Consider the following 21,990-nt stretch of genomic DNA (forward strand, 5'->3'; position numbering starts at 1 on the left):
CTTCAATTCAATCAAAAGGCTTTCAGACAAATGCCTGAAAGCCTTTTAACTGTCTTATTATCCGCTGTACTATTCTTTTATTTCTACTACGCTTCCATCATGTGCATGGAGGTTCACCGTGTATCTATCTGAGAATTTTCCCAGACTTCTGCCGCTCCAATGATCTATGATTTCGCAGGGGCGGTCCAGCTTAACGGTGATAGTTTTGGCAGTACTATCCCAGTTCAGCAACACCAGGCTTTTACCTTTGGGCGTAGACAACCTGCCTATTTCAAACTTCGTGTTTTCAAAAGCAGCAGCACGTGCGGCAGGTGGCACCGTTTTCCGTAATATATTTAATCGTTCGGGTGATATAGTGGTCAGATCATCTCCACTCAGCAACATACCACCGGTACCGTATATCAATGCCGCATGAAAACGGTACTCATTATCCGGCATTTTACCTGTTAGCAGCAGGCAGTCCGGGTCATTCCACCATAGACGCCCATTCTGCCAGGCACGGTACAAATTCTCCCTTCCAGATCGCTCAAAAACAGACCACTGACGTTTGATATCCATCGAGCTGCGAGAACCGTGTATTAAGCCCAATGAGGGCCATAGCGGATGATTACATCCCAGGATAAAGGCGTCTCCGGTTCCCTTCAGTATCGCTTCCATACCGCGACGATAAGCCTCTACACGGGTAGCCTGTTTATCATAGAAATGGCCTCCGTGTATAGCGCCCCAGAAATTGGCATCCAGTTTAAAGTAGGTGCATCCCCATTGATTACGCATGGTGCGGAACAGCTCTTCCAGGTGCTTTTGCACGGCAGGATTGGTACCATCCAGTACATACCAGGGCTTCAACCGCCAGCCGCCAAATGTCACCAGGTCACTACGCAGTGGCTTACCGCTTGCGTCTTTCACCAGCCAGTCAGGATGCTCTTTATATACTATTGAGTTGCTATCACAAATAAAAGGAGCCACCCAGATGGCAGGCTCGAAACCTTTGCTCCGTATGCTGCTCAACACCGGTTGTATATTACCGCCAAATGATTGACCGGTTGAGAGCCAATCACCCATATGCGGTTGGTAACCGTCATCTATCTGTATATATCGCAGGGCGGGTATGTTAGCTTTGATGTAATCCAGGTTATCATAGATATTCTGTGCAGTCACCCGCGGACCAAAGCAATACCAGCTGCACCAACCGGTAGGAGGCTCTTTAAAGGCCAGGCGAGGATGGTGGTGATTGATACGATCCGCAAATTTCTCCAGCAAGGCATTCCCTTCCCTCCCCTTCAGCAAGGCCCATTCTTCCAGTTGAAATGAAGCCCCGGGAGCCAGGGTCAGGTTCTCCAGGTCCATTACCACTTTAACAGTGTCTGCGTTGAGATAGAACTTACCTACAAAGCGCCTGCAGCTGGTAAAGCCTGCCAATAGCTCTGGTTCTCCTACCGGGTATAGCCGTAACAGGTTGTATACCGCCAGGTAGCCAGCAGGCTGAGGGATCCTGTAATGTCCCTCATCAGTATAATTACCCAGCACCTGCGGTTTGTCAAGGGTACCGCTTGTCTGTGTCAGCATCTGGAATCCTTCTGCATAGAAGGGTGTATTGGAGGGCAATATTCTGCCTGCCTGCGCCAGTATTACCTCACGGAGGTGTACCGGTGTATTGCCAGTGTTTACAATCCGCGAGGTACAAAAGTCGCCTTCCCAGGTACGGGAGAGTTGCACAGTAGCTGGGGCAGTCTCTCCATTGCCCATTATAACGATGCCTTTACTGTTCTTTAAGGCCTGCTGGAATTGGTCTGCCGGACCTGCATACAAGCCTGCTGCTGGCAGCAGTCCTGCTAATAAAAAGGCTAGAAAAAATTTCCTAAATATCATCTGTATGAAATTTTCTATGAGCTATTAAGGCGCCAAAGTGATCTCAAATAATTTCATCAATTCCTTACCCGTAATTGCCTCCGGACGTATACTTAAGGTATGTACGCCAGCAGGCAAAGACAGATCGCCTAAAGGCTGGGTGATGATCTTTTCATTTGAAGGCACCGCCTGCGTTTTCCCATTGAGGGTTTTCCCGTTTACGGCTACTATGAATTTATTTTCGTTGGTGGTGGAATCTGCTGCGTATTTGATATTCGCGTGAAACTGCGCAGGAGCCGTCAGCCGGAATGTCCAACTGACATACTGTTCGGGCTTTGTCCAGTTATATACATAATATTTCGGGGCTTTACCATCACCATACAGGAAACCACTTCCATGCAGCGTACCATCGAAGGCCCGCAGCACATTGGTAATAGAGCGGGAATCCAGTACACGGATACTATCGGTCTTCACTTCCTGCATGTCCAGTACTATTACACTGTTTGCAGCATCCGTCGCCTTAGCCGGCAGGGTAATCGTGATATCTTCGTTGTTCACCCTTTTTACAGTCAGGCCTTTTTGTTGCGGGTCTGCCAGTAACCAGGCTTTGCGAACATTACTTTTTAGACCGCCCACATATAAGGGCGCCTTTTCCGGCCAGTCAAATACATGCAGGTACAGTCGATTGCCTTTCAACGTACTTTCTCCCCAGGGCTGCAACGGCAGCGGTGAAGCGCTTGTCCCGTAAATGCTTTCTCCGTTCTTTTGCATCCATGTGCCAATGCTGTGCAGTATAACTGTATCCCGTGGATCTACCAAACCATTGCCCATAGGGCCAATATTCATCAGCAGGTTACCTCCTCTGGCAGCAGCTTTAGCCTGCAATCTTATAAAGAAAGCAGCAGGTTTATGGCTGTCATCAAACTTTGAATAACCGTAGGATTCATTCGTAGTAGGAATGGCCTCCCAGTCGCCGGTAACGGGATAAAATTCTGCAGGACGATCAGAAGTGTTTATATAGTCACCGAAAGAGATACGGGTAGAACGCGCCAGGCGACCATTTACCACAACATTGTTATCTACTTCACGGATCGCTTTCAGGATGCGGATATTCTCACTCAAAGGTAGTTTACTGGGGGTATCAAACCATAGTATATCCGGGTGGTATTTGTGGATCAGTTCCACTATCTGGGGTATCGCCTTTTCGTTCACATACTTCACAGCTTTGGGCAATCTTTCAGGATGAACATCAAACCAATTAAGCCCGCCATACAAACGCTTGTCTCCGGCAGGGTTATCGTAATCCCAGTCATTGCCTGGTGCATCCGGATGCTCCCAGTCAAAAGCATGGGAATAATAAAATCCGAAGCGGATGCCATACTTCTTACAGGCGGCAGACAGTTCCTGCATAGGATCACGTTTAAAAGGGGAAGCGCTGATATTCATATCCCCTATCGCGGAGGGATACATGGCCACTCCGTCATGATGTTTGGATGTAATAATCAGGTAACGCATGCCGGCGGCTTTTATCATTCTTACCCAGGCATCAGCATCAAACTGTTCGGGGTTGAATGTCTTCAACAGCTTCTCCCTATACACGGCCCTGGGTATTCTTTCCTTACGCATGAGGTGTTCTGCATAACCATCCACTTTTTTACCGTCCCATTCTCCGCCTGCAACTGAATATACGCCCCAGTGAATAAAACAGCCAAACTTAGCTTCCCGCCACCAGGCAATGCGGGCATCATGATTTTCCATACTGTGTTTCCACCAGCCGTTCACAGCTTCATCAATAGCTGCCTGATCCCGTTCGGCACCTTTCTGCAACAGAAGGCCCTGTTCGTCACCTTTATCAGCGGCGCCCGCCTGCGTTTGCGCCTGTAGCCTGAATGACATAATGATAATGACTACACTTAAAAATATGTTCCTCATAGTACTATATTTTATGTGTGTTACACGTTTATAGGTATTTAATATGATTATCTTTTGTGGTTATTTCCGGTCTCATTATCTCCATTCAGTACGGCTACGCTATTTAGGTTTCCGGCAGTGTTATAAATTAATAAACGCATCCGGTATCCCTTTTACGGTGGCTCCTACCATACTCTTTCTTTTATTCAGTTGCACGCTGATCTGCGCCTGTCCATTGGCCAGTTGCACTCTACGTGATCCACCAGCGGTACCCTGATCATCAATCAGGGTACCGCTACCTGCAATAGAAAAATTGATATAGTCAGCTGCATCCAGGCAGGGAACGCCTTGTGCGTCCAGTAGTTTTACCTTTATTATGGCAGTGTCGCCGGTAATGGTTTTCTCCAACAACAGTTGGGCGGGTTTAGTCCATTGGTCTGTCTGGTAGGTAAAGGCCACTTCGTCTGTCACAGTTTCCTTTCCCTTACGGGCTATTACTTTCACCTGATAGTTCCCTTTGTGCAAAGGCAGTTGCCAGCGAAGGCCCCCCGCCGGAAAGTCCTGGCTGTTACGCTTTTTAACGCCATAACTTTTTCCGTTTACAAACAGTTCTGCTTCCGGGCAGTTGGAGTATACCCATATCATTTTTTCTTCTCCATCTTTCCCCCAGCGCAATGGCCAGTTGTGTCCGTAAATATGAGCCATGGGCTGGGTGGTCCAATAGGATTGAAATACGTAGTAAGCCTCCTTGGGAGTAAGATCACGGGCTACTATGCCTTTCTGATTTACGTATGGAACGGGATTCTCAGGGCGTAAGGGTGTAGAGAAATCCTTAAAGATCCAGTAAGCGCTTCCGGTGAGTTGTGGTATTGTTTCCTGTTCTTTCAGGTGCCAGTCAATAAGGTTACATGCATAGGTCTCTGACCAGTCTCCATCTTTGGATGCCCGTGCGCTACCGCCTGTAAGGGCAAAATCGCCGGTGCGTTCATCTGTGCCTTTGCCGGTGGTTACTTTTTTCAGGGCTGCTTCAGGGTATTCTGCATGCCGACCCTGATGACTGTCAGCGCCCCATTCCGCATGAAAGAAGTGCGGCACGTCGGCAATGGCTTTTAATGTTTCATTCTTGTACTCTGTATAACGGCCGCGGTACCAGCCTGCCCAGATGGAAGGAGAATATACGTCTACAATATCCTTACAGAAATCGCAGCGGCGGATGGTTGTTTTACGGGAGCTATCCAGTAGATGCGCCAGCGCATTTAATTCACTCATGAAAGCGCGGATCTTCTGTTTGTCAAACTCCGGGAAATCGCCAGGCCAGTCGTTCTCATTTCCCAATCCCCATAAGATCACGGCGGGATGATTACCATGCTGCGTGATCATGTTGGTCAGCATACGGCGTGCCTGCTCTTTGTATACGTCACCACCCAATCCACCACGACACCAGGGAATTTCTTCCCACACGAGTATACCCAGGCTATCACATAACTCCAGTACCAGGGGTGACTGCTGATAATGCCCCAGTCGTATGAAATTGGCACCCATATCCTTTATCATTTTCATTTCCCGGCGTATCATATCTTCAGTAAGTGCTGCTGCCACGCCAGCGCCATCTTCATGCCGGTGCGTACCTTGTAACAACAGGCGTTGCCCGTTGAGCATAAAAGGTCCGTGCGTTACAAATTCAAAGTGCCGGAAGCCAAAATGGCCACTCCAGACAGCTTCACCAGCGCTGCTTTTGAGATGGGCCTGCACGGTATATAACTGCGGCTGGGCAGGTGACCATAATAAGGGTCTCTTAATAGTAATTGAAGGTATAACCAGTATGCTATCTTTTAACGCGACCTGCTGCATGTAGTGTTGTACTACTTTTTTCTGAGGATCAAGAATGTCAATATCCAGCGTAGCCTGCGCTGTATGCTGCGGATTACGGAATACTGTACGCAATTGCACCACACCTGTTTTACCTTGTGCATCTACCTGCGGATTGATGTGTAATTGTTCAAAGGATAAAGCGGGCGTATATACCAGATTTATGTACCGGTATAGGCCTCCATACACATTAAAGTCAGACATGGAAGAAGGGATCATTTCTACATCCCGGGCGTTGCTGCAACGGATCTCCAGTGGCACTCTACCGTTGTACCGTTTAGCGTCGGTACTTTGCAGGAACCGTTGTATGGCGTCTGTGACGTCTACCGTCCATTCATCATAGCCTCCTGTGTGATGAGCGACGAGAGTAGTATAAATATAGACGTCCGTTTTTTGTCCGGCGCCTTCGAAGTGTAAGAGGGTGCGGCCTTGTGCATAAGGATTCTTAATATCCAATGCTGTTCTATACCAGCCTGGACCCTGATAATAGTTTATATCCGGATCTACGGCATCTTTTGCGTTAAAGCAATGAGGTAAAGTAACTTTATCCCACAAGGGAACTGATTCCGGGCTACCTTCTGCAGCCGGGCGTACGGCTTCCCATACGCTGCCTAAATCTTCCTTTAAGAATTCCCAGTTCTGTGTAAGGCGCTGGCTTTGCTGTGCCTGCGCCATGAATGGCAATAGACAAAAGATAAGTCCTGTGAAGAGCAGGTGACGGATCATTATTATTGAATTATGTGTTGTAATACTCGTATTACAGGCAAAGCCCTACCATGCGTTACCATTGATGGCAACGATACAGTTTTGACGGCGTTATTTATTGAGAAAAAGAGGGATGGATGATAGTGGGTGTCTACTCCTTCTTTTTCATAAACCTGGAATCTTGTTGTAAGTTATGCAATCGTTTGCATAAAAGGAAATTCTTGAGGGAAATTTAGCTGAAGAGAAGGCTGAGTGGGAGCTATTGGTGAGAAGGGGTATAGAATAATAACCCATCCTGATATTATTTTCTCAATCACAAAGATTAGTTCAAACAAAGACATGTTAACTTCAGTAAGTATATCCCAGGTATAGTAACCTTAAAGCGGCACGGTCCGGAAATCCTCTAAAGAAACGTTTCAAATATTTTATATTTAATAATGATGGAACTATTAAGAGAAAACGAATTAATCTGGTCGCCTGTTGTTGCTAATAACCGGATGAACCGGAAGCGAACAGCAAGCGGGGTCAATAGCTATGAAAAAGAGCTGAATTTTAATCCCGGAATATATATAGATAAACGTCTGGAAGAACAAGGATATGCCAAATGGCTAGACCTATGTTGTGGAGAAGGCAATGCCCTGCTTCAGTATGCCAATGAAGTAGCAGGCGCAAAGTTGTATGCTCGATAGGCGCTGAACTCCACAACAAAGTAAATTGGACTTTATAGCAAACGCCAGTGTCTAACACCACTGTAATTTTGCTAAAAAAGAACAATGAAATACATAGATCGAATTTACATTAACGGGAAGTTTGCTACTCCGAAGGGAACAGAGAAGGCAGATATCATCAGTCCAGTGGACGGTTCAGCCATAGCGCAGCTCACCTATGCGAACGAAAGCGATACAAATGATGCTATTGCCGCCGCCAGTGAGGCGCTAAAGCACTACTCCCAAAGCACGATAAAAGAACGGACCACTTATCTCCAAAAGATCCATGACGAGATCATGAAGAGAATGGATGATCTTATTGAAGCTACTATTATAGAATATGGCGCAACTAAAGAACGGGCAAAGTGGTCAAACATGCTTGCGGCAACTACTTTCTCAAGTCATATATTGATCCTTGAGCAATATCCATTTGAAAAAAAGGTCAATGAATCGAGAATTGTAATGGAGCCGGTTGGTGTCACTGCACTATTTACACCCTGGAATTCCAGTTCCGGGTCAATAGCGGTGAAGCTTGCACCTGCACTGGCTGCTGGTTGTACTGTAATTATCAAACCGAGTGAATTCAGCCCCTGGCAGTCTCAGATCATCATGGAATGTATCGATGCTGCAGGTTTGCCTGCAGGCGTGGTAAATATGGTCAATGGACGGGGAGACGTTATCAGTAAAGCACTGATGGAAAGTCAAATGGTTACGAAGATCGCTTTTACCGGTTCTACGCAGGTAGGGAAAATGATCGCCCAACAATCAGTAGCAACCATGAAAAGACTAACGCTGGAACTAAGTGGCAAATCAGCCAACATTATTTTAGATGATGCGGATATCTCCACTGCAATTCCCATGGCACTGCAGGCTTCTTTTATGAACAATGGGCAAGCTTGTATTGCAGGTTCGCGTTTACTGGTACCCGAAGCAAAAATGGGGGAAGTAAGGGAAGCATTAATAAAGGCTGCCGGGCGCTTTAAAGTAGGCAGACCTTATAATGATGACGTTAATATTGGACCAGTTGCCAGCCAGAAGCAGTATGACCGTATACAACAATATATCAACATCGGTATTGCCGAAGGCGCTGAAGTAATATGGGGAGGACCAGGCCGTCCAGAAGGACTTGACGATGGTTACTATGTGAAGCCTACTATCTTCATGGGCGTCAACAATAGGATGCGTATTGCGAGAGAAGAGATCTTTGGTCCGGTACTAAGTGTCATTCCTTACCATGATGAGGAAGAAGCGATTGCCATTGCCAATGATACGGATTATGGGTTAATGGCGTATATCAGTTCAAAAGATGTAAGTCGTGCGGAAAAGCTGGCATCTAAGCTTAAAGCAGGCAGAGTATTGATCAATACGCTGAAACATGATCCATTAGCCCCATTCGGCGGATTCAAACATTCAGGCATCGGGCGGGAAAACGGGACATTCGGATTGGAGGCATTTCTGGAAGTGAAGGTGTTAATTGCTTAAGTTATACAGATCGCCGGCGGTATGGAAGCGGTATGGTGAGAGACAGGAAGCTCCTGCTGGAAGATGATTATATGCTAATTCACAAACGTTATAAAATAAAGGCTTCAGGATAGTATTCTGAAGCCTTTGTTTCCGTAGGGAATAAAGGCATGCCAATTGCCGCATTAAGATTTTAAGTACTGTTGCCTAACGCGGCTAAGCGTTTCCCTTGTAACCCCAAGGAATGAAGCCACCATGTGCAACGGTACCCGGCTGTAAAATTGAGGGTAAGATTTAATAAAATTTAAATATCGCTCTTCAGCAGTTTCGCTGATGTTACTTAGTATTCGCCGCTGAGTAGCGTCATAATTTCTGGCATCCAGTCTTTCTTTAAACCGCTGAAACTTGGGAATTCTTCTTGTTAACGCTTCAAAATCCTCTTTTTTGATAAGCAATACTTCGCTGTCCTCCAGGGCATCGATAGTTCCCTGCGCAGGATGACCTGTACTAAAGCTTTCGCAATCACTGATCCACCAATTTTCAATCGCGAATTTTAAGATATGCTCTGCACCATCCTTACCAATACGGTACAGCCGCAGGCATCCTTTGGCAACAAAACAATTGTAAATAGAGGCATATCCTTCCTGGAGAAGGTATTGACGCTTACGCAGTTTTCTTTCTATTGTGACTTGCCTCACAAGGTCCAGTTCTTCATCACTTAGCCCCGCCCCTTCTTTCAAATAAACGGCCAATGACTCAAACATAATTTCACAGCTTTTGACAAAGCTATACAAAATCCGCTAACAGGGGTATCCTCAGGGAGACATGTAATTGTAAAAAAAGCCCGTAGGGGCACTACGGGCATGCTTTTATCCGCTTGTATCCGGCTATTTCATCAGACTGATATTTGTTGTACCTCCGTCCACAAGGATCTCAGTCCCCAGAATGAACGATGATTCGTCAGACGCCAGGAATACGGCGGCATGTCCAATATCAGACGGCTGACCAATTCTTCCGGTCGGGATAATATTCACCCAAAGTTGTTTCACATGGTCAACCTGCTCTTCGGGTACAAATCTGTCAAATACCGGTGTATCTATCGTCCCGGGCGAAATTACATTCACCCTGATCTTTCTGGACAACAAATCCAGGGAAAGCCCCTTGGCGAGCGATATTACAGCAGCCTTAGCGGCACCGTATACCGCCATTCCCGGAGCTACGCGATGTCCGGCAATGGAACCGATAAGTACAATTGACCCTCCATCATTCATATATGGAAGTGCTTTTTGCACTGTAAAATAGACGCTTTTCAAGTTCAGGTCCATATACAGGTCATAGCTTTCTTCTCCAGTCTCGGTCACAGTTCCCATTTGAGAGCCTTCAACAACCCCTCCGGCATTAACCACGACGGTATCAATCCTGCCAAATTTTTCGAATGTTGTCCTGAAAATATTTTCGAGGTCGTCCATATTGGTCACGTCGCCTTTTAATCCGACGAAATTCTTGCCTAACCGCTGAACTGAAGTGTCGATTGTGTTCTGATTCCTGCCAGTGATGGTCCCCGTTGCACCTTCATTTTTAAAAGCCTCAGCAATGCCAAAACCTATGCCGCTATTACCGCCAGTTATCACGGCTACTTTGTCCTTTAGTCTCATTTTGTTAATTGATTTATTACAGTCCAAAGTTGATCTACCTTTGCCCCATGGTACAAGGAGATTTGATAAGAAGTTTATGTGATAAATGTCACAGGCCCGCATGAAGTAAGAGAATCAACCAGCAAAAACTTGATCCTTCACCATTTTAGGGAAACACACTTTCATAATTTGCATTGGCAATACAAAACGTAAAATGATGGCTAAACTTCCTGATCTCTCCACTTCCCGGAAAGCTGAGATTGTAGCTCAGTTCAAGCAGGTATTAGACAACCATTTGAATGACTTTATGGCCGGACGGGTAGATAAAATGTACGAGCTTAAAGATATTGCTGATATTATCTGCCTGCATCCCGTTCATCTGAGTAAAGTGATCAAACTGGAAACCGGTCATCATGCCTGTTACTTCTACGAGCAGAGGATCTTACTGGAAGCTAAAAAGTTATTAGCTGATACAGCTTTATCGATCAAGACGATCGCTTACAAGCTGGATTATGACGAATCAAATTTTACTAAGTTCTTTAAGAGGTTCACGGGTATAACGCCATCATTATACAGGAAATCTATTTCGTAGAACGATTTAAACTGAGAGAATGAGTAACAAAGTATTTGTTATTGGAGCGGGCACGGCAACCCCGTTAACCGCCCGTACGCCAGGTTATGGAACCATGCGTTTGACTGGTGAAGATATTTGGGGAGAACCGCGGGATCGCAACAACGCCATAGCGCTGTTGAGAAGGGCAGTGCAGCTGGGCGTCAACTTTTTTGATACTGCAGATTATTACGGGCCGGGAGTAACCAACAAGCTTCTTGCGGACGCATTATATCCTTATCCTGCTGACCTCATCATAGCTACCAAGGTCGGCGCAAAACGGGGAGCAGACAAAAGCTGGCAACCATACAGTAAGCCAGAGGAATTAAGGATGAGTGTTGAAAACAACCTTAAAGAACTGAAAATGGAGCAGCTACCTTTAGTGCATTTGGGGAAGGCTACGAACAGTCCAGATTATGAAGAGTCCCTCTCAATTATGTTAGAGATGCAGCAAGAAGGTAAAATTCTGCATTTAGGCCTTACTAATGCAACTATTGATCAGTTTAACGCCGCCATCAAAATGAGTAAAATTGCCAGTGTAGAAAATATGTATAGCTATACACAGCGCGTTACAGATCCAAACAATCCATACGGCATGCAAGGCGGAGAGGTACTGTCTTTGTGCGAGGAACATCAGATTCCTTTTATTCCTTATTTTTCACTTCAAACGTCTTTGCCAACCGGACAGGATAAAATTAAACAGGTTGCAGATGCCAAAGGCATCACTACAGCACAGCTTAACATCGCATGGCTGCTTCATCATTCTCCGTGGATTCTGCCTATTCCCGGCACTACGTCCATCCAGCATCTTGAAGAAAATATAAAGGCCGCTGAGATTTCGTTATCAAAAGAGGAGTTGGAATTTTTAGGTTAATGCGCTGCATTAAAGTAACGCAACAGAGATTGTACTTGTATTTGCTAAAAAATGCCCTGAGTGAAATCTGGTATAAATTAAAATGGTCTTTCTTCTTCAGAAAGACCATTTTAATTTATCGTAGCCTGAATTGACGGAACATCTAAGCTTAATTAAATATTCCATTCATTTCCGTTAGTATTATAGGCTGTCCATCGGTAATAACGATCGTATGCTCATGTTGTGCCATATACCCTCCCTTGTTGCCGACCATCGTCCATCCGTCGTTGAGCTCCACTGCATATGTAGATGATGTTGAAATAAATGTTTCTATTGCTACGACCGAATTCTTCTTGAATCTCCTCTGGTCAAAACGGTTCTTATAATTCAATAAACTGTCAGGATCTTCGTGAAGGCCCCGGCCGATGCCATGTCCCCCAAGGTTTTTAATAACCTTGTAGCCATGTTTCTTAGCTTCTGTTTCCATGAGCTGCCCAATATCTGCTATTTTCACTCCTCCCTTTATATTACTGATTGTCTTACGCAGAATCTCTTTTGAAGCGTCGACTAATTTTTGATGTTGATTGATATCTTGTCCAAGGACAAAGGAACCTCCATTATCGGCCCAAAAGCCTTCAAGCTCGGCAGAAACGTCAATATTTATTAGGTCTCCTTCTTTTAAAATGCGTCTGTCCGTTGGAATTCCGTGGCAAAATTCATTACCGACACTTATGCATGTCCAACCTGGAAATCCGTATGTCAGGTACGGCGCTGATTTTGCTCCAAAGCTGTCCAGGACCTTAGCTCCAAATTCATCAAGCTCTTTCGTACTCATCCCAGGTTGTGCATAATTAACCATTTCCTTTAAGGTGTATGCAACAGCTTCACTTGCTTTTTGCATGCCTAATAATTCCGACTCTTTTGTTATTGACATATTTTCCCTTTTTGAGTTTTCAGCGTGTTAACTTTGTAGTTTCTACCTATAATAAAGTTATAAAAAAGCCCTTAAAGATGCGCTTTTCATGATTGTAATTGCTAATTAAATATCCCCCCGACTTCGCAATTTTATCCAACCCAATATTTGCCTACTTTAGCTCCTGTTTAAAACTATCCATTTTGAGTTATACATCACTGCCACTCAGAGAAGCAATTGAAAAAGACCTCCTAACCTCACTAACTATCACAGACTTTGCCATGTTGTTAGATGCCCCTGATGAACTGATTGTCAGGATTTATGAAGGAGATTCTGTGTTACAGGATGATATGGACCTGTATGTACCGAAACAAAAAAACTTTCAAGCGTTTGCCTGAAAGCCTTTCCCATTCTGTAGCCAGAATGGGAAGAATATCTAACCAATTGTCACTAACTAATTATCCCAGTAAAATTTTAATATGGAATAGTCTACTTTCTCCCTGATCATTATCAGCTACCAGATGCAGATACCAGCCATTGTCTGTAACTGCAGACAAGCAGACTCCTTCCAGCTTTTCACCTTTAAATGCGGGATCTGCATCAGACAGATTAACAATGCCATCCAGCAAAATGTCTCCCTCATTTAGTTTCTGACTTATATTCTTGACCCATCCAATGTAACTATCCCCTATCACACCATCATCAAAAGTATTGCCGGTGTCTTCGCTTGAAAGAACCACCAGCAAAACATCTTCCTGTTCAATGTAGCACAACTCAGAAATGCCGGCAAAGCCAGCTAGTGAGAAAGGAATAATGAGTTTCGAAATGCTGATCGACACATCTTCCTGCCGTTGCCAAAAATCGGGAGTAGTTGTGATAAAGTTGTTGACAGGATTACTTTTATTCCCCCGGTTAGCTAGAATTAAATGAGGACCTACAATGGTAGCGCCTTCGACGTTGATTTCCGGAATCTGCTGAAGACGATTTACAAATGGAGTATATGAGATATACTGCACTTTATTATCCCGCAGCCTCAACAATACAACTGTTTTTCTTTCTTTTGTCGCAGCCGACCCGAAAGCCAACAAGCTTTTTCCACCGTCAATATCAAGTATGACTGCCGTTTCCAGATCTGCCTTTTTTACTTTGGGTATCCGTTTTTCTTCATAATCAAAAAAGGGTACAGCACTTACTTCATTGTAATTACTGTCGAGTACCAGCAGTTTATTAGCATCATCTCCTATGATGTACAGGTGGCCATTATAATAGTTAATGGAGGAGCCGGAAGGGTAATCACTTAGCAACAGGGATTTCAATAATGTTATAATAGCTTTCAAGATAATAGTGGTTTCAACTAATCTTAAATCTACGATCTTTTAACCGAATATACGTTTCCAGGACAGGAAAGGAGCTTATAACGTTCAGCATTCTTTTTCCATACCATTTTATGTTGGTTCCAAGCTGGTTACCTGATCCTATCTGTCCGATATGCTCAGTAAATGCGATTCAATTGACATATTTATATTTTTAGTTTACATGTCTAAATAACAGCATTTTATTACAAGGAACCTTCTAATAATATGTTTGAAACTGCTTATATTTGACCCGCTCATTTCAAATGAGGGAATTAAAAATAACTTATGCTATTCAACTCTTTATCCTTTGCCATATTCCTTCCCATTATATTTTTTTTATATTGGTTCGTTTTCAATAAGAAATTAATTTCTCAGAATTTTCTATTATTAATTTCCAGTTATTTCTTTTATGCTTGTTGGAGTTGGCATTTTATGTTCCTGCTTCTTTTTTCAACGTTACTGGACTTTTACACTGGTCGCAAAATTGAGGCTGCGGAAAATATCGCACAAAGAAAATTTTGGCTATGGCTAAGTATAGTTATTAATCTGGGGTTTCTTGGCATATTTAAATACTATAACTTTTTCATAGAATCTTTTGCTGACGGGCTATCATTATTGGGCATTAAGATAAACCCCTGGACACTTCAACTAGTCCTGCCCATTGGTATTTCATTCTACACTTTCCACGGTTTATCTTATGTAATTGACATTTATAAGAACAGAATAAAAGCAGAAAAGAACTTTGTTGAGTATGGTGTTTTCGTAAGTTTCTTTCCTCTTTTGGTAGCTGGCCCTATAGAACGGGCAACGCATCTCCTTCCCCAAATACAACGCCGGCGAACGTTTGACTACTCCCAGGCGATAGACGGCATGAGGCAAATTTTATGGGGGCTTTTTAAAAAGCTGGTGATTGCTGATAATTGCGCTATGCTCGCGAATAATATATTCGATCATCCATCAGCTCATACTGGTAGCGAATTATTGCTCGGCGCCATCTTTTTTGCAATCCAGATATATGGCGATTTCTCCGGTTATTCAGACATCGCATTAGGCACCGCCCGGCTTTTTGGTATTGAGCTGCTAAAGAACTTTGCATATCCTTATTTTTCAAGAGATATAGCAGAATTCTGGAGAAGATGGCATATATCATTATCAAGCTGGTTCAGGGATTACCTCTATATTCCTTTAGGAGGCAGCAAGGGCGGTACATGGATGAAAGTAAGAAATACATTTATCATTTTTCTTGTCAGCGGTTTCTGGCATGGTGCCAATTGGACATTTATTATATGGGGAGGGTTAAATGCGCTATACATTATGCCATCTATTTTGCGGGGAACAAACCGTAATAATCTCGGTATAGTCGCCGAAAACAGGGTGCTACCGTCCGCAAAGGAATTTTTACAGATATTAACAACATTTGCGTTAACCGTGCTTGCATGGATTTTCTTTCGGTCCATTAATGTGGGCGAGGCCCTATTCTACTTATCGGGAATTTTCTCAAAAACACTGTTTATGAGGCCTGAGATTTCAGGTACTGCAAATATTATTTTGATCCTGACAGGTTTCTTTTTCATCGTTGAATGGATTGGGCGGCATAACAACTTTGCACTAAGTAATATTAGCAAATTGCCTTTGCCATTGCGATGGACATTTTATTTCGGATTGATCCTTCTGATGTTTATATACCAGGGGCAAGCTCAAACATTTATTTATTTTCAATTCTAATGAGAAAGTTCCTATTAAGGTTATTAGTATTCACACTTTTCTGTTGCATGGCTGGTGAGATTATCATCAGAGTTTTCAGACTTGTACCAGATGTACCGCAACGATTTGTTGACAAAACGGGTATTCAACGATATATTCCTGGACAACATGGTTATTTCACCCGGGCAACAGAACCATGGCATATCAATCAGTATGGATGGCTTGGAATGGCAGACACAAAGAATGATACTCTTATCTCCATTATTGGTGATTCATATATTGAAAACATGATGAACCCTCGTTCTTGTAATCAGGGTTCTTTGCTCAAAGGATATATGCCTGATTATGGTTTTTTTGAAGCTGGCAGATCGGGAGTGAGCTTTATTGAAGCGATGGAAATATCCAATTTCCTGGATTCAACGATTCATCCAAAGTATAATCTACTATATGTTAGTAACAGTGACTTCACCGAGAGCCTCACTAATAAAAAACGATTATCCGATATAGTTCAGATTGACTTGAAAAACAATAAAATCCTTGTCGGAACATTAAAAAGTCCGAAGCTGAAAAAAATGCTGTATTCATGTAAGCTGCTATATTTTTTATATCTAAAATTTCCTGTTCTGGTGAATAAGGAGGATAAAGAAAAACATCAGCATACAGATGCGTCTTCTCAGCCTTTCGAAGAGCAGGATATCAATCAGCTTTTCCAATATTGCCAAAACCATTATAAGATCAAAAAAACAATGTTAGTTTTTCATCCCGGTGCGGATAAGAGGGTGATTCAACTGGCGTCACAGTATGGGTTTAGAACAATTATTCTTGATTCCAGCCAAGATAAGAGGAGTTGGGCACTGAATGAGAATGATGGTCATTGGTCTTGTTATGGACATTCAAGGGTGGCTGAACAGGTGAATGAACAACTTTCTAAAATTATCATTGATTTAAAGGGGGAGTGATAGAATATTTAAGAGCGAATTGGGAGGCCAATTCGCTTTTTTTTATCTCCTATTTTGTGGGGAGTTGGATTCTGTTACTGAGTTTGACGTTTTCGGAAGATTTAGATGATGGTCAGGTTTTGATATCTTCCTTTACGTTTTCCATAAGCGAATATTGTTAATAAAAAAACGGCTTTCAAGCGTCTGCCTGAAAGCCATTTTAATTTCGTAGCGAGAAAAGGAGAATTGTCTAACCAATTATTAGAGGACCATTCTCTTTACAGAGATTATCTCTCTGATAAAGGAAGCATTCCCCTTTGCCTCCATAGTGCTAGCACATCTTGTTTCACCCCACATTCCAACAGGATCTCTTCAAACTCTTCATCATTATGTCCATCTATAGACCAATCGATAGCGTATGCAGCAAAATCTTCAGCAACTTCTATTTTACCAAAAAGTTTACTTTCCGTTAAAATAGCGCAAGCTTTTCGTAGCATCACACTTCCAGGGTCCATGTCATCATTTTCATCCATCATCTGTTCGAGCAAAACAAAAAGATCCTCAAAAGGTGTTATGTCTACACCAGGACCACCATACTTATCATTGATAAAAGGAAAATCACCACGCTGCATTTTTTCCTCAATATCCTGAGCCGATTGCCATGACAAAAGCGGATGGTAATTATCCCCTAAATGATAATATAACTCAAGAAGAGCAATCGGTGCCTGTATATCCTGATGCGTTAGAACTTCAACTATTGCACTTGCCATAGCAGATGCAAGTTTGCCTATAAGCGTGGATAAATCAAGATTCTCTCTATTCCTGCAATAACTGAGCTGACTCTTTCCGTCTTCAAAAAATGTTCTGATCTTGTCAAGAACGCCGGTTTCACCATAAGTATATTCGTTACGAGAAGTATACTTCCCTAAACCCGGCATAATATTGATACTGGAAGACCTATCAATTCTATCACCTTCATATTCAAAACGTCTGACGACAACAAAAAAAGAGGAGTCACTATTTTTAAGCTCTCTGACTATCTCATTCTTTGACAGATTGAAATATACAGGAGCCCCACCACCAGAATTTACGGTCAGGCTTTGAAACATGATCTTCTTTCCATCCTGAAAAACCATTCGCTTGAATACAGAGGGTATACCTGTACTAACATTGAATTCTAAATATTCTACATCGTCGTCATTATATATATAACAGCCTTGCCAACCTACCTGATTATACTCATACTCCAATTTTAAATAACAAGGAAATCCTTCTGCATTTAATCCATATTCATACAAAGTATCCTGTTTCAACTCAGCCCTATCTTCCATCAATGGGCCACCACCAGGAAATGATGTCCAATCAAATTTCTCCAGGTTATATCGACTACTGGCTGCATACAGAATAGTTTTTACCTGCTCTCTGTAATGGCTAATAAGGTAAAACCTGTCAAAAGCAGACTCCCACCTTTGGAATAAGTCATCAAGTAGTTTTTCCATGTTGCAAAAAATAGGAATGAGGTATTATAATGAGAATGTCTTGTCAAAATTGTCAACGCTATGATAAATTTTGGGATGTGGGGAACAATAAACCAATATGAATTTACCCCACCAAAACAAAAAGGCTTTTAGAGAAATCCTCTAAAAGCCTTTGCCATGTTGTAGCGAGAAAGGGAGTTGAACCCTTGACCTCAGGGTTATGAATCCTGCGCTCTAACCGCCTGAGCTACCTCGCCATATTTCCACCGCTCCACTCGTCCAAAACGGGAGTGCAAAGATAATAGGGAATTTCCTAAAAGCCAAGAGCTACCCTTAAAAAGTTTCTAATATTTAATAAGCTAACAATTCTTTCATCGCAGCTGCTACCTTTTCAGGATTCGGGAGCATGGCATTTTCCAGTATGGTATTGATCGGCACTGCCGGCAGGTCAAGGGCTCCCAGTGTAAACACCGGTGCGTCCAATGATTTGAAACAGGTACGTTGAATCCGTCCAGCCAATGCCTGTGCGAAGGAATTGTTCAGCTGCTCTTCTGTTAAGATGAGCACCTTGCCATGTTTTTTAACTGTGGTAAAGACCAGTTCTTCATCCAGCGGGAATAAGGAACGCAGGTCAATGATCTCTACCTGACCAGGGAAACTGGCGGCTGCTGCCTGTGCCCAGTATACGCCCATACCATAGGTGATAACGCAGAGCGTATCTCCTTTTTTCAGGTCACGGGGATGGGACTGTTGTACGATCCTGCCTTTACCAAGTGGCAATACGTAATCAGCGTCCGGCTCTACTGTGATAGCGCCCTGTGTACCAGGCACTTTGCTCCAGTAAAGACCTTTGTGTTCCAGCATGACCACGGGATTGGGATCAAGGAAGGCTGCCTTCATCAGCCCTTTCATATCGGCTGCATTGGAAGGATATACTACTTTGATGCCTTTGACGGTCAGCAGGGTTGATTCCACGCTACCGGAATGGTAAGGTCCGCCACCACCATATGCGCCAATAGGAACGCGTATAAGTGTCTGCACGGGGAACTTCCCATTGCTCAGGTAACAGGATTTGGAGATCTCGGTCACCAGCTGGTTAAAGCCGGGATATATATAGTCAGCAAACTGGATCTCTACTATGGGTTTGACGCCCACAGCGGAAAGGCCGGCGGTCGAACCAACGATATAAGCTTCCTGGATGGCAGTATTGTATACCCTGTTATCACCAAATTTTTCCGCCAGCGTAGCTGCCTCCCGGAATACGCCTCCGAGTCTGCGACCTACGTCCTGACCAAAAAAGATAGCTTCGGGGAACTGCTGAAGGATCTCCTCTACCGCGTGCAGGGCGGCATCTACCATCATAACCTTATTACCGTTGGAAGGGAACCTGTTACCTTTTTCAGCGGTAACAGCTGCCGGAGCAAAGACATGATCGGCTACTGAATCAACAGTAGGATCCGATGCTTCTTTTGCCCGGTCGAATTCGAGACTGATATATTTTGGGGTGTCTGACTCTATTGCCAATAGATCCTTCTCCGGCACTCCTATCTCCAGCAGCCGCTGCCTCAGCAGTGGTTTAGGATCCTTTGCTGCGTGCAGCGCCAAATCCTCTTCGGTGCGGTACCATTCTTTTCGTACGCCGGATGTATGATGCCCTAACAAAGGCACACAGGCATGTACCAGGATAGGCTTCCGCTCCTGGCGCACATAGCCGATAGCAGCGCCCATTGCATGAAAGCACTCCTCGAAATTGCTACCATCCACACGCATACGTTCCATGCCTTTAAAGCCGGCTGCATATTCATAAGCATCCATTACACGGGTTTCCTCTGCACTGGCTGAAATCCCCCATTCATTGTCCTGTACGAGGTAAATAATAGGCAATTCCCATAATACGGCACTCTGCCAGGCCTCACTTACCTCTCCTTCTGTTACGCTGCCATCACCCAGGGAACAAAGCACTACCGGCGCTTCACCTTTGGGTCCCGTCCTTAAGGACGCAGCCCCTATCTTTTCCAGGTAGCGGATGCCTTGCGCCATGCCGGTAGAAGGGATCACCTGCATACCTGTAGCACTGCTCTGATGTGGGATGCAGGGCTTCTCAGGATCCAGACTGCTGGGATGACTGTAGTAGGAACGTCCGCCGGAGGCAGGGTCATCCCTTTTGGCCAGCAGCTGCAGCATCAGTTCATACGGCGTAAAGCCCATAGCCAGGAGCATGCTATCATCCCTGTAATAAGGACTGGCATAATCCCAGGGGCTCAGCTGCATGCCTGCAGCGATCTGAATGGCCTCATGACCGCGGGAAGTAGAATGTACATATTTGCAGATATTGCGGTTCGCTTCGTAGATGGCGGCCATCTCAACGGCCTGACACATGAAACGGTAAGCCTTGAGTAGTGTGACCTGTTTGCCGGAAGACCGCTCCTTACCGGGAACAGCAGCTTTAAAAGTTGGAACACTTATACTATCTTTAAACACGTAAGAATTGTTTTGGTGTGTGACTCTTTTTTTTAGTTGCTAAAGCAACTATTGCTATTGCAAATTAACAAATATGACTGATACTTTTGTAAGCAATCCGTCTTTTTTTAAGTTGGACGCTACCTTAAAACGGATACGGAATTACTGGCAAAAAACCTTTGACGCCCACAAAAAAGATATTACCGTAGACCAGTGGTTACTGATAGAAAACCTCTATAAGCACAAGAAAATCACGCATAATGAGCTTGCCAAAGTGACTTCAAAGGACATTACTACAGTATCCCGCATCATTGAACTACTGGTGAAAAAGGAACTGGTGGTCAGAGAAGGCTCCCCGCATGACCGTCGTAAGGTATTCCTTCAGCTGACGGCCAAAGGTTCGGAAAAGTATAAGGATGTGAGACCCCTGGTATTGGAAATGCGAAAAACGGGATGGACAGGATTGACTGAAAGTGATTATTCTGAGTTAACGAGGATACTTGATGTGATCTACAATAATATTCCCTGATAACCATCATCGTGAATTGAAGACTACGCTGGTCCTGACTATGAATGTTACCATCTGAAATCTGTCATTAACGTAAGCTATCTGCCAACACCTTCATCTAACCACTGAAATTTCCCGGATAGTAGTTTTGTTCTGCCAGTTTAGATAATTACCGCATGTGTATGCGGCAGGCAGGTTATTGTTCATAACAATGCTCAACGCAAGCACATTCTGTTATGTTATAAAGGTCTGGAAGTATATGAGTTCATATAAAACAAGAACACTTAGCACAAACACGAACCGCTACGCTATAGCGATATAGAAGGATAATAGTTCACATAAAATAAAAACGCTTAACACAACAGTTTGCGTTAAGCGTTCCTTATAATTGCTTGCACTTATTTTATCATGAATTCCAGCAGGCTGTCATTTTCGATAAATGCTTCCAGCGTATCCCCTATCTCAACCGGGCCCACGCCGGCAGGTGTGCCGGTAAATACAAGGTCACCGATATTCAGGGTGAAGAATTTTGAGATGTAGGCGATAAGGAAATCAAACGAGAACAACAGGTCTTTGGTATTCCCCTGCTGCATCAGTTCCTTATTCTTATAGAGACAGAAATTGATATCTTTCTTGTCGAGCTCCGGTGTAATAGGAATAAACTGCCCCACCACAGCGGAATTGTCAAAAGCTTTGGCGATCTCCCACGGCAATCCCTTCTGCTTCTGCTTATCCTGCAGATCGCGGGCGGTAAAGTCAATGCCGACACCTATCTGATCATAATATTTATCCGCAAATTTCTCCTGGATATGTTTACCGTTCTTGCTGATACGCAATACCAACTCACATTCGTAGTGAAGATTGTCGGTAAACTCAGGATAGTAGAACGGATGATTGTTCTGTAACAATGCATTCTTCGGCTTCATGAAAATCACTGGTTCGGTTGGCACCTCATTTTTCAGTTCCTTTGCATGATCAGCATAATTTCTTCCGACACAAATAATTTTCATGATAGATTTTTCTTGGTTTTAAGGTT

At 43.8% G+C, this 21,990-nt stretch carries 18 protein-coding genes and 1 tRNA gene; 8 read left to right on the forward strand and 11 right to left on the reverse strand.

Annotation, left to right across the window (positions count from 1 at the left end):
* Positions 1-69 precede the first annotated feature (69 nt).
* The 3 genes from F3I09_RS11625 to F3I09_RS11635 all read right to left on the reverse strand — a co-directional run bounded on the left by F3I09_RS11625 (position 70) and on the right by F3I09_RS11635 (position 6,354).
* A complete protein-coding gene (locus tag F3I09_RS11625) occupies positions 70-1,869 on the reverse strand; it encodes a glycoside hydrolase family 36 protein (protein WP_149695192.1) in 1,800 nt (599 codons plus the stop codon).
* Positions 1,870-1,893: 24 nt separating this feature from the next.
* Complete coding sequence (locus F3I09_RS11630) at positions 1,894-3,780, reverse strand: alpha-L-fucosidase (protein ID WP_149695193.1); 1,887 nt, start codon at positions 3,778-3,780, stop codon at positions 1,894-1,896.
* Between the two features lie 120 nt (positions 3,781-3,900).
* Positions 3,901-6,354 carry a glycoside hydrolase family 2 TIM barrel-domain containing protein gene (locus F3I09_RS11635; RefSeq protein ID WP_149695194.1) on the reverse strand — a complete coding sequence of 818 codons (2,454 nt, stop codon included), beginning with the start codon at positions 6,352-6,354 and terminating at the stop codon, positions 3,901-3,903.
* Between the two features lie 416 nt (positions 6,355-6,770).
* On the opposite strand from F3I09_RS11635, the gene F3I09_RS11640 reads away from it, so the two are divergent.
* Both F3I09_RS11640 and F3I09_RS11645 read left to right on the forward strand, forming a co-directional pair.
* Positions 6,771-7,022 (forward strand): hypothetical protein, encoded by a 252-nt coding sequence (locus tag F3I09_RS11640; RefSeq protein WP_149695195.1) that lies wholly within the window; start codon positions 6,771-6,773, stop codon positions 7,020-7,022.
* 84 nt (positions 7,023-7,106) lie between these two features.
* Positions 7,107-8,522: an aldehyde dehydrogenase family protein gene (locus F3I09_RS11645; RefSeq protein ID WP_149695196.1), complete on the forward strand. Its 1,416-nt coding sequence runs from the start codon at positions 7,107-7,109 to the stop codon at positions 8,520-8,522.
* Positions 8,523-8,686: 164 nt separating this feature from the next.
* Here the strand turns inward: F3I09_RS11645 and F3I09_RS11650 are convergent, their stop codons facing one another.
* Positions 8,687-9,265 carry a Crp/Fnr family transcriptional regulator gene (locus tag F3I09_RS11650; RefSeq protein WP_149695197.1) on the reverse strand — a complete coding sequence of 193 codons (579 nt, stop codon included), beginning with the start codon at positions 9,263-9,265 and terminating at the stop codon, positions 8,687-8,689.
* 123 nt (positions 9,266-9,388) lie between these two features.
* Entirely contained in the window at positions 9,389-10,156 is a 768-nt protein-coding gene (locus F3I09_RS11655; protein ID WP_149695198.1) for an SDR family NAD(P)-dependent oxidoreductase, read from the reverse strand.
* 196 nt (positions 10,157-10,352) lie between these two features.
* Here F3I09_RS11655 and F3I09_RS11660 point away from each other — a divergent pair, with 196 nt between their 5' ends.
* On the forward strand, positions 10,353-10,727 hold the full coding sequence (locus F3I09_RS11660) for an AraC family transcriptional regulator (protein WP_223233217.1): 375 nt from the start codon (positions 10,353-10,355) through the stop codon (positions 10,725-10,727).
* Between the two features lie 19 nt (positions 10,728-10,746).
* Positions 10,747-11,619 carry an aldo/keto reductase gene (locus F3I09_RS11665; RefSeq protein WP_149695200.1) on the forward strand — a complete coding sequence of 291 codons (873 nt, stop codon included), beginning with the start codon at positions 10,747-10,749 and terminating at the stop codon, positions 11,617-11,619.
* Between the two features lie 148 nt (positions 11,620-11,767).
* Here F3I09_RS11665 and map read toward each other — a convergent pair whose 3' ends face one another.
* On the reverse strand, positions 11,768-12,532 hold the full coding sequence (map, locus tag F3I09_RS11670) for a type I methionyl aminopeptidase (RefSeq protein WP_149695201.1): 765 nt from the start codon (positions 12,530-12,532) through the stop codon (positions 11,768-11,770).
* Between the two features lie 182 nt (positions 12,533-12,714).
* Between map and F3I09_RS11675 the strand changes: the two genes are divergently transcribed.
* A complete protein-coding gene (locus F3I09_RS11675) occupies positions 12,715-12,909 on the forward strand; it encodes a hypothetical protein (RefSeq protein WP_149695202.1) in 195 nt (64 codons plus the stop codon).
* A 60-nt stretch (positions 12,910-12,969) separates the two neighbouring features.
* Here F3I09_RS11675 and F3I09_RS11680 read toward each other — a convergent pair whose 3' ends face one another.
* Positions 12,970-13,848 (reverse strand): hypothetical protein, encoded by an 879-nt coding sequence (locus tag F3I09_RS11680; protein WP_149695203.1) that lies wholly within the window; start codon positions 13,846-13,848, stop codon positions 12,970-12,972.
* Positions 13,849-14,151: 303 nt separating this feature from the next.
* On the opposite strand from F3I09_RS11680, the gene F3I09_RS11685 reads away from it, so the two are divergent.
* Positions 14,152-15,591, forward strand: a complete 1,440-nt coding sequence (locus F3I09_RS11685) for an MBOAT family protein (RefSeq protein WP_149695204.1) — start codon at positions 14,152-14,154, stop codon at positions 15,589-15,591.
* A gap of 47 nt (positions 15,592-15,638) precedes the next feature.
* Positions 15,639-16,529, forward strand: a complete 891-nt coding sequence (locus F3I09_RS11690; RefSeq protein WP_149695205.1) for a hypothetical protein — start codon at positions 15,639-15,641, stop codon at positions 16,527-16,529.
* 266 nt (positions 16,530-16,795) lie between these two features.
* Here the strand turns inward: F3I09_RS11690 and F3I09_RS11695 are convergent, their stop codons facing one another.
* From F3I09_RS11695 to F3I09_RS11705, 3 genes are all read right to left on the reverse strand, one after another.
* The gene (locus F3I09_RS11695) at positions 16,796-18,007 is read right to left on the reverse strand and encodes a hypothetical protein (RefSeq protein ID WP_149695206.1); all 1,212 of its coding nucleotides are present in this window, start codon (positions 18,005-18,007) and stop codon (positions 16,796-16,798) included.
* Between the two features lie 162 nt (positions 18,008-18,169).
* Positions 18,170-18,243 (reverse strand) — tRNA-Met (locus F3I09_RS11700).
* Between the two features lie 94 nt (positions 18,244-18,337).
* Positions 18,338-20,467 carry a thiamine pyrophosphate-dependent enzyme gene (locus tag F3I09_RS11705; protein ID WP_223233218.1) on the reverse strand — a complete coding sequence of 710 codons (2,130 nt, stop codon included), beginning with the start codon at positions 20,465-20,467 and terminating at the stop codon, positions 18,338-18,340.
* A gap of 73 nt (positions 20,468-20,540) precedes the next feature.
* Here F3I09_RS11705 and F3I09_RS11710 point away from each other — a divergent pair, with 73 nt between their 5' ends.
* Positions 20,541-20,975: a MarR family winged helix-turn-helix transcriptional regulator gene (locus tag F3I09_RS11710; protein ID WP_149695207.1), complete on the forward strand. Its 435-nt coding sequence runs from the start codon at positions 20,541-20,543 to the stop codon at positions 20,973-20,975.
* Between the two features lie 377 nt (positions 20,976-21,352).
* On the opposite strand, the gene F3I09_RS11715 is transcribed toward F3I09_RS11710, so the two are convergent.
* Complete coding sequence (locus F3I09_RS11715; protein WP_149695208.1) at positions 21,353-21,964, reverse strand: fumarylacetoacetate hydrolase family protein; 612 nt, start codon at positions 21,962-21,964, stop codon at positions 21,353-21,355.
* Positions 21,965-21,990 lie beyond the last annotated feature (26 nt).

The sequence above is a fragment of the Chitinophaga sp. CF418 genome (assembly GCF_900142925.1).
Classification (GTDB): domain Bacteria; phylum Bacteroidota; class Bacteroidia; order Chitinophagales; family Chitinophagaceae; genus Chitinophaga.

Excerpts from the sequence above, each read along its gene's own strand:
- F3I09_RS11695 (WP_149695206.1), bottom strand. The coding sequence starts at position 18,007 with ATGGAAAAACTACTTGATGACTTATTCCAAAGGTGGGAGTCTGCTTTT.
- F3I09_RS11630 (WP_149695193.1), bottom strand. The coding sequence starts at position 3,780 with ATGAGGAACATATTTTTAAGTGTAGTCATTATCATTATGTCATTCAGG.
- F3I09_RS11660 (WP_223233217.1), top strand. The coding sequence starts at position 10,353 with ATGGCTAAACTTCCTGATCTCTCCACTTCCCGGAAAGCTGAGATTGTA.
- F3I09_RS11625 (WP_149695192.1), bottom strand. The coding sequence starts at position 1,869 with ATGATATTTAGGAAATTTTTTCTAGCCTTTTTATTAGCAGGACTGCTG.
- F3I09_RS11710 (WP_149695207.1), top strand. The coding sequence starts at position 20,541 with ATGACTGATACTTTTGTAAGCAATCCGTCTTTTTTTAAGTTGGACGCT.
- F3I09_RS11645 (WP_149695196.1), top strand. The coding sequence starts at position 7,107 with ATGAAATACATAGATCGAATTTACATTAACGGGAAGTTTGCTACTCCG.
- F3I09_RS11665 (WP_149695200.1), top strand. The coding sequence starts at position 10,747 with ATGAGTAACAAAGTATTTGTTATTGGAGCGGGCACGGCAACCCCGTTA.
- F3I09_RS11685 (WP_149695204.1), top strand. The coding sequence starts at position 14,152 with ATGCTATTCAACTCTTTATCCTTTGCCATATTCCTTCCCATTATATTT.
- F3I09_RS11640 (WP_149695195.1), top strand. The coding sequence starts at position 6,771 with ATGATGGAACTATTAAGAGAAAACGAATTAATCTGGTCGCCTGTTGTT.
- F3I09_RS11715 (WP_149695208.1), bottom strand. The coding sequence starts at position 21,964 with ATGAAAATTATTTGTGTCGGAAGAAATTATGCTGATCATGCAAAGGAA.
- F3I09_RS11690 (WP_149695205.1), top strand. The coding sequence starts at position 15,639 with ATGGCTGGTGAGATTATCATCAGAGTTTTCAGACTTGTACCAGATGTA.
- F3I09_RS11655 (WP_149695198.1), bottom strand. The coding sequence starts at position 10,156 with ATGAGACTAAAGGACAAAGTAGCCGTGATAACTGGCGGTAATAGCGGC.
- map (WP_149695201.1), bottom strand. The coding sequence starts at position 12,532 with ATGTCAATAACAAAAGAGTCGGAATTATTAGGCATGCAAAAAGCAAGT.
- F3I09_RS11635 (WP_149695194.1), bottom strand. The coding sequence starts at position 6,354 with ATGATCCGTCACCTGCTCTTCACAGGACTTATCTTTTGTCTATTGCCA.
- F3I09_RS11650 (WP_149695197.1), bottom strand. The coding sequence starts at position 9,265 with ATGTTTGAGTCATTGGCCGTTTATTTGAAAGAAGGGGCGGGGCTAAGT.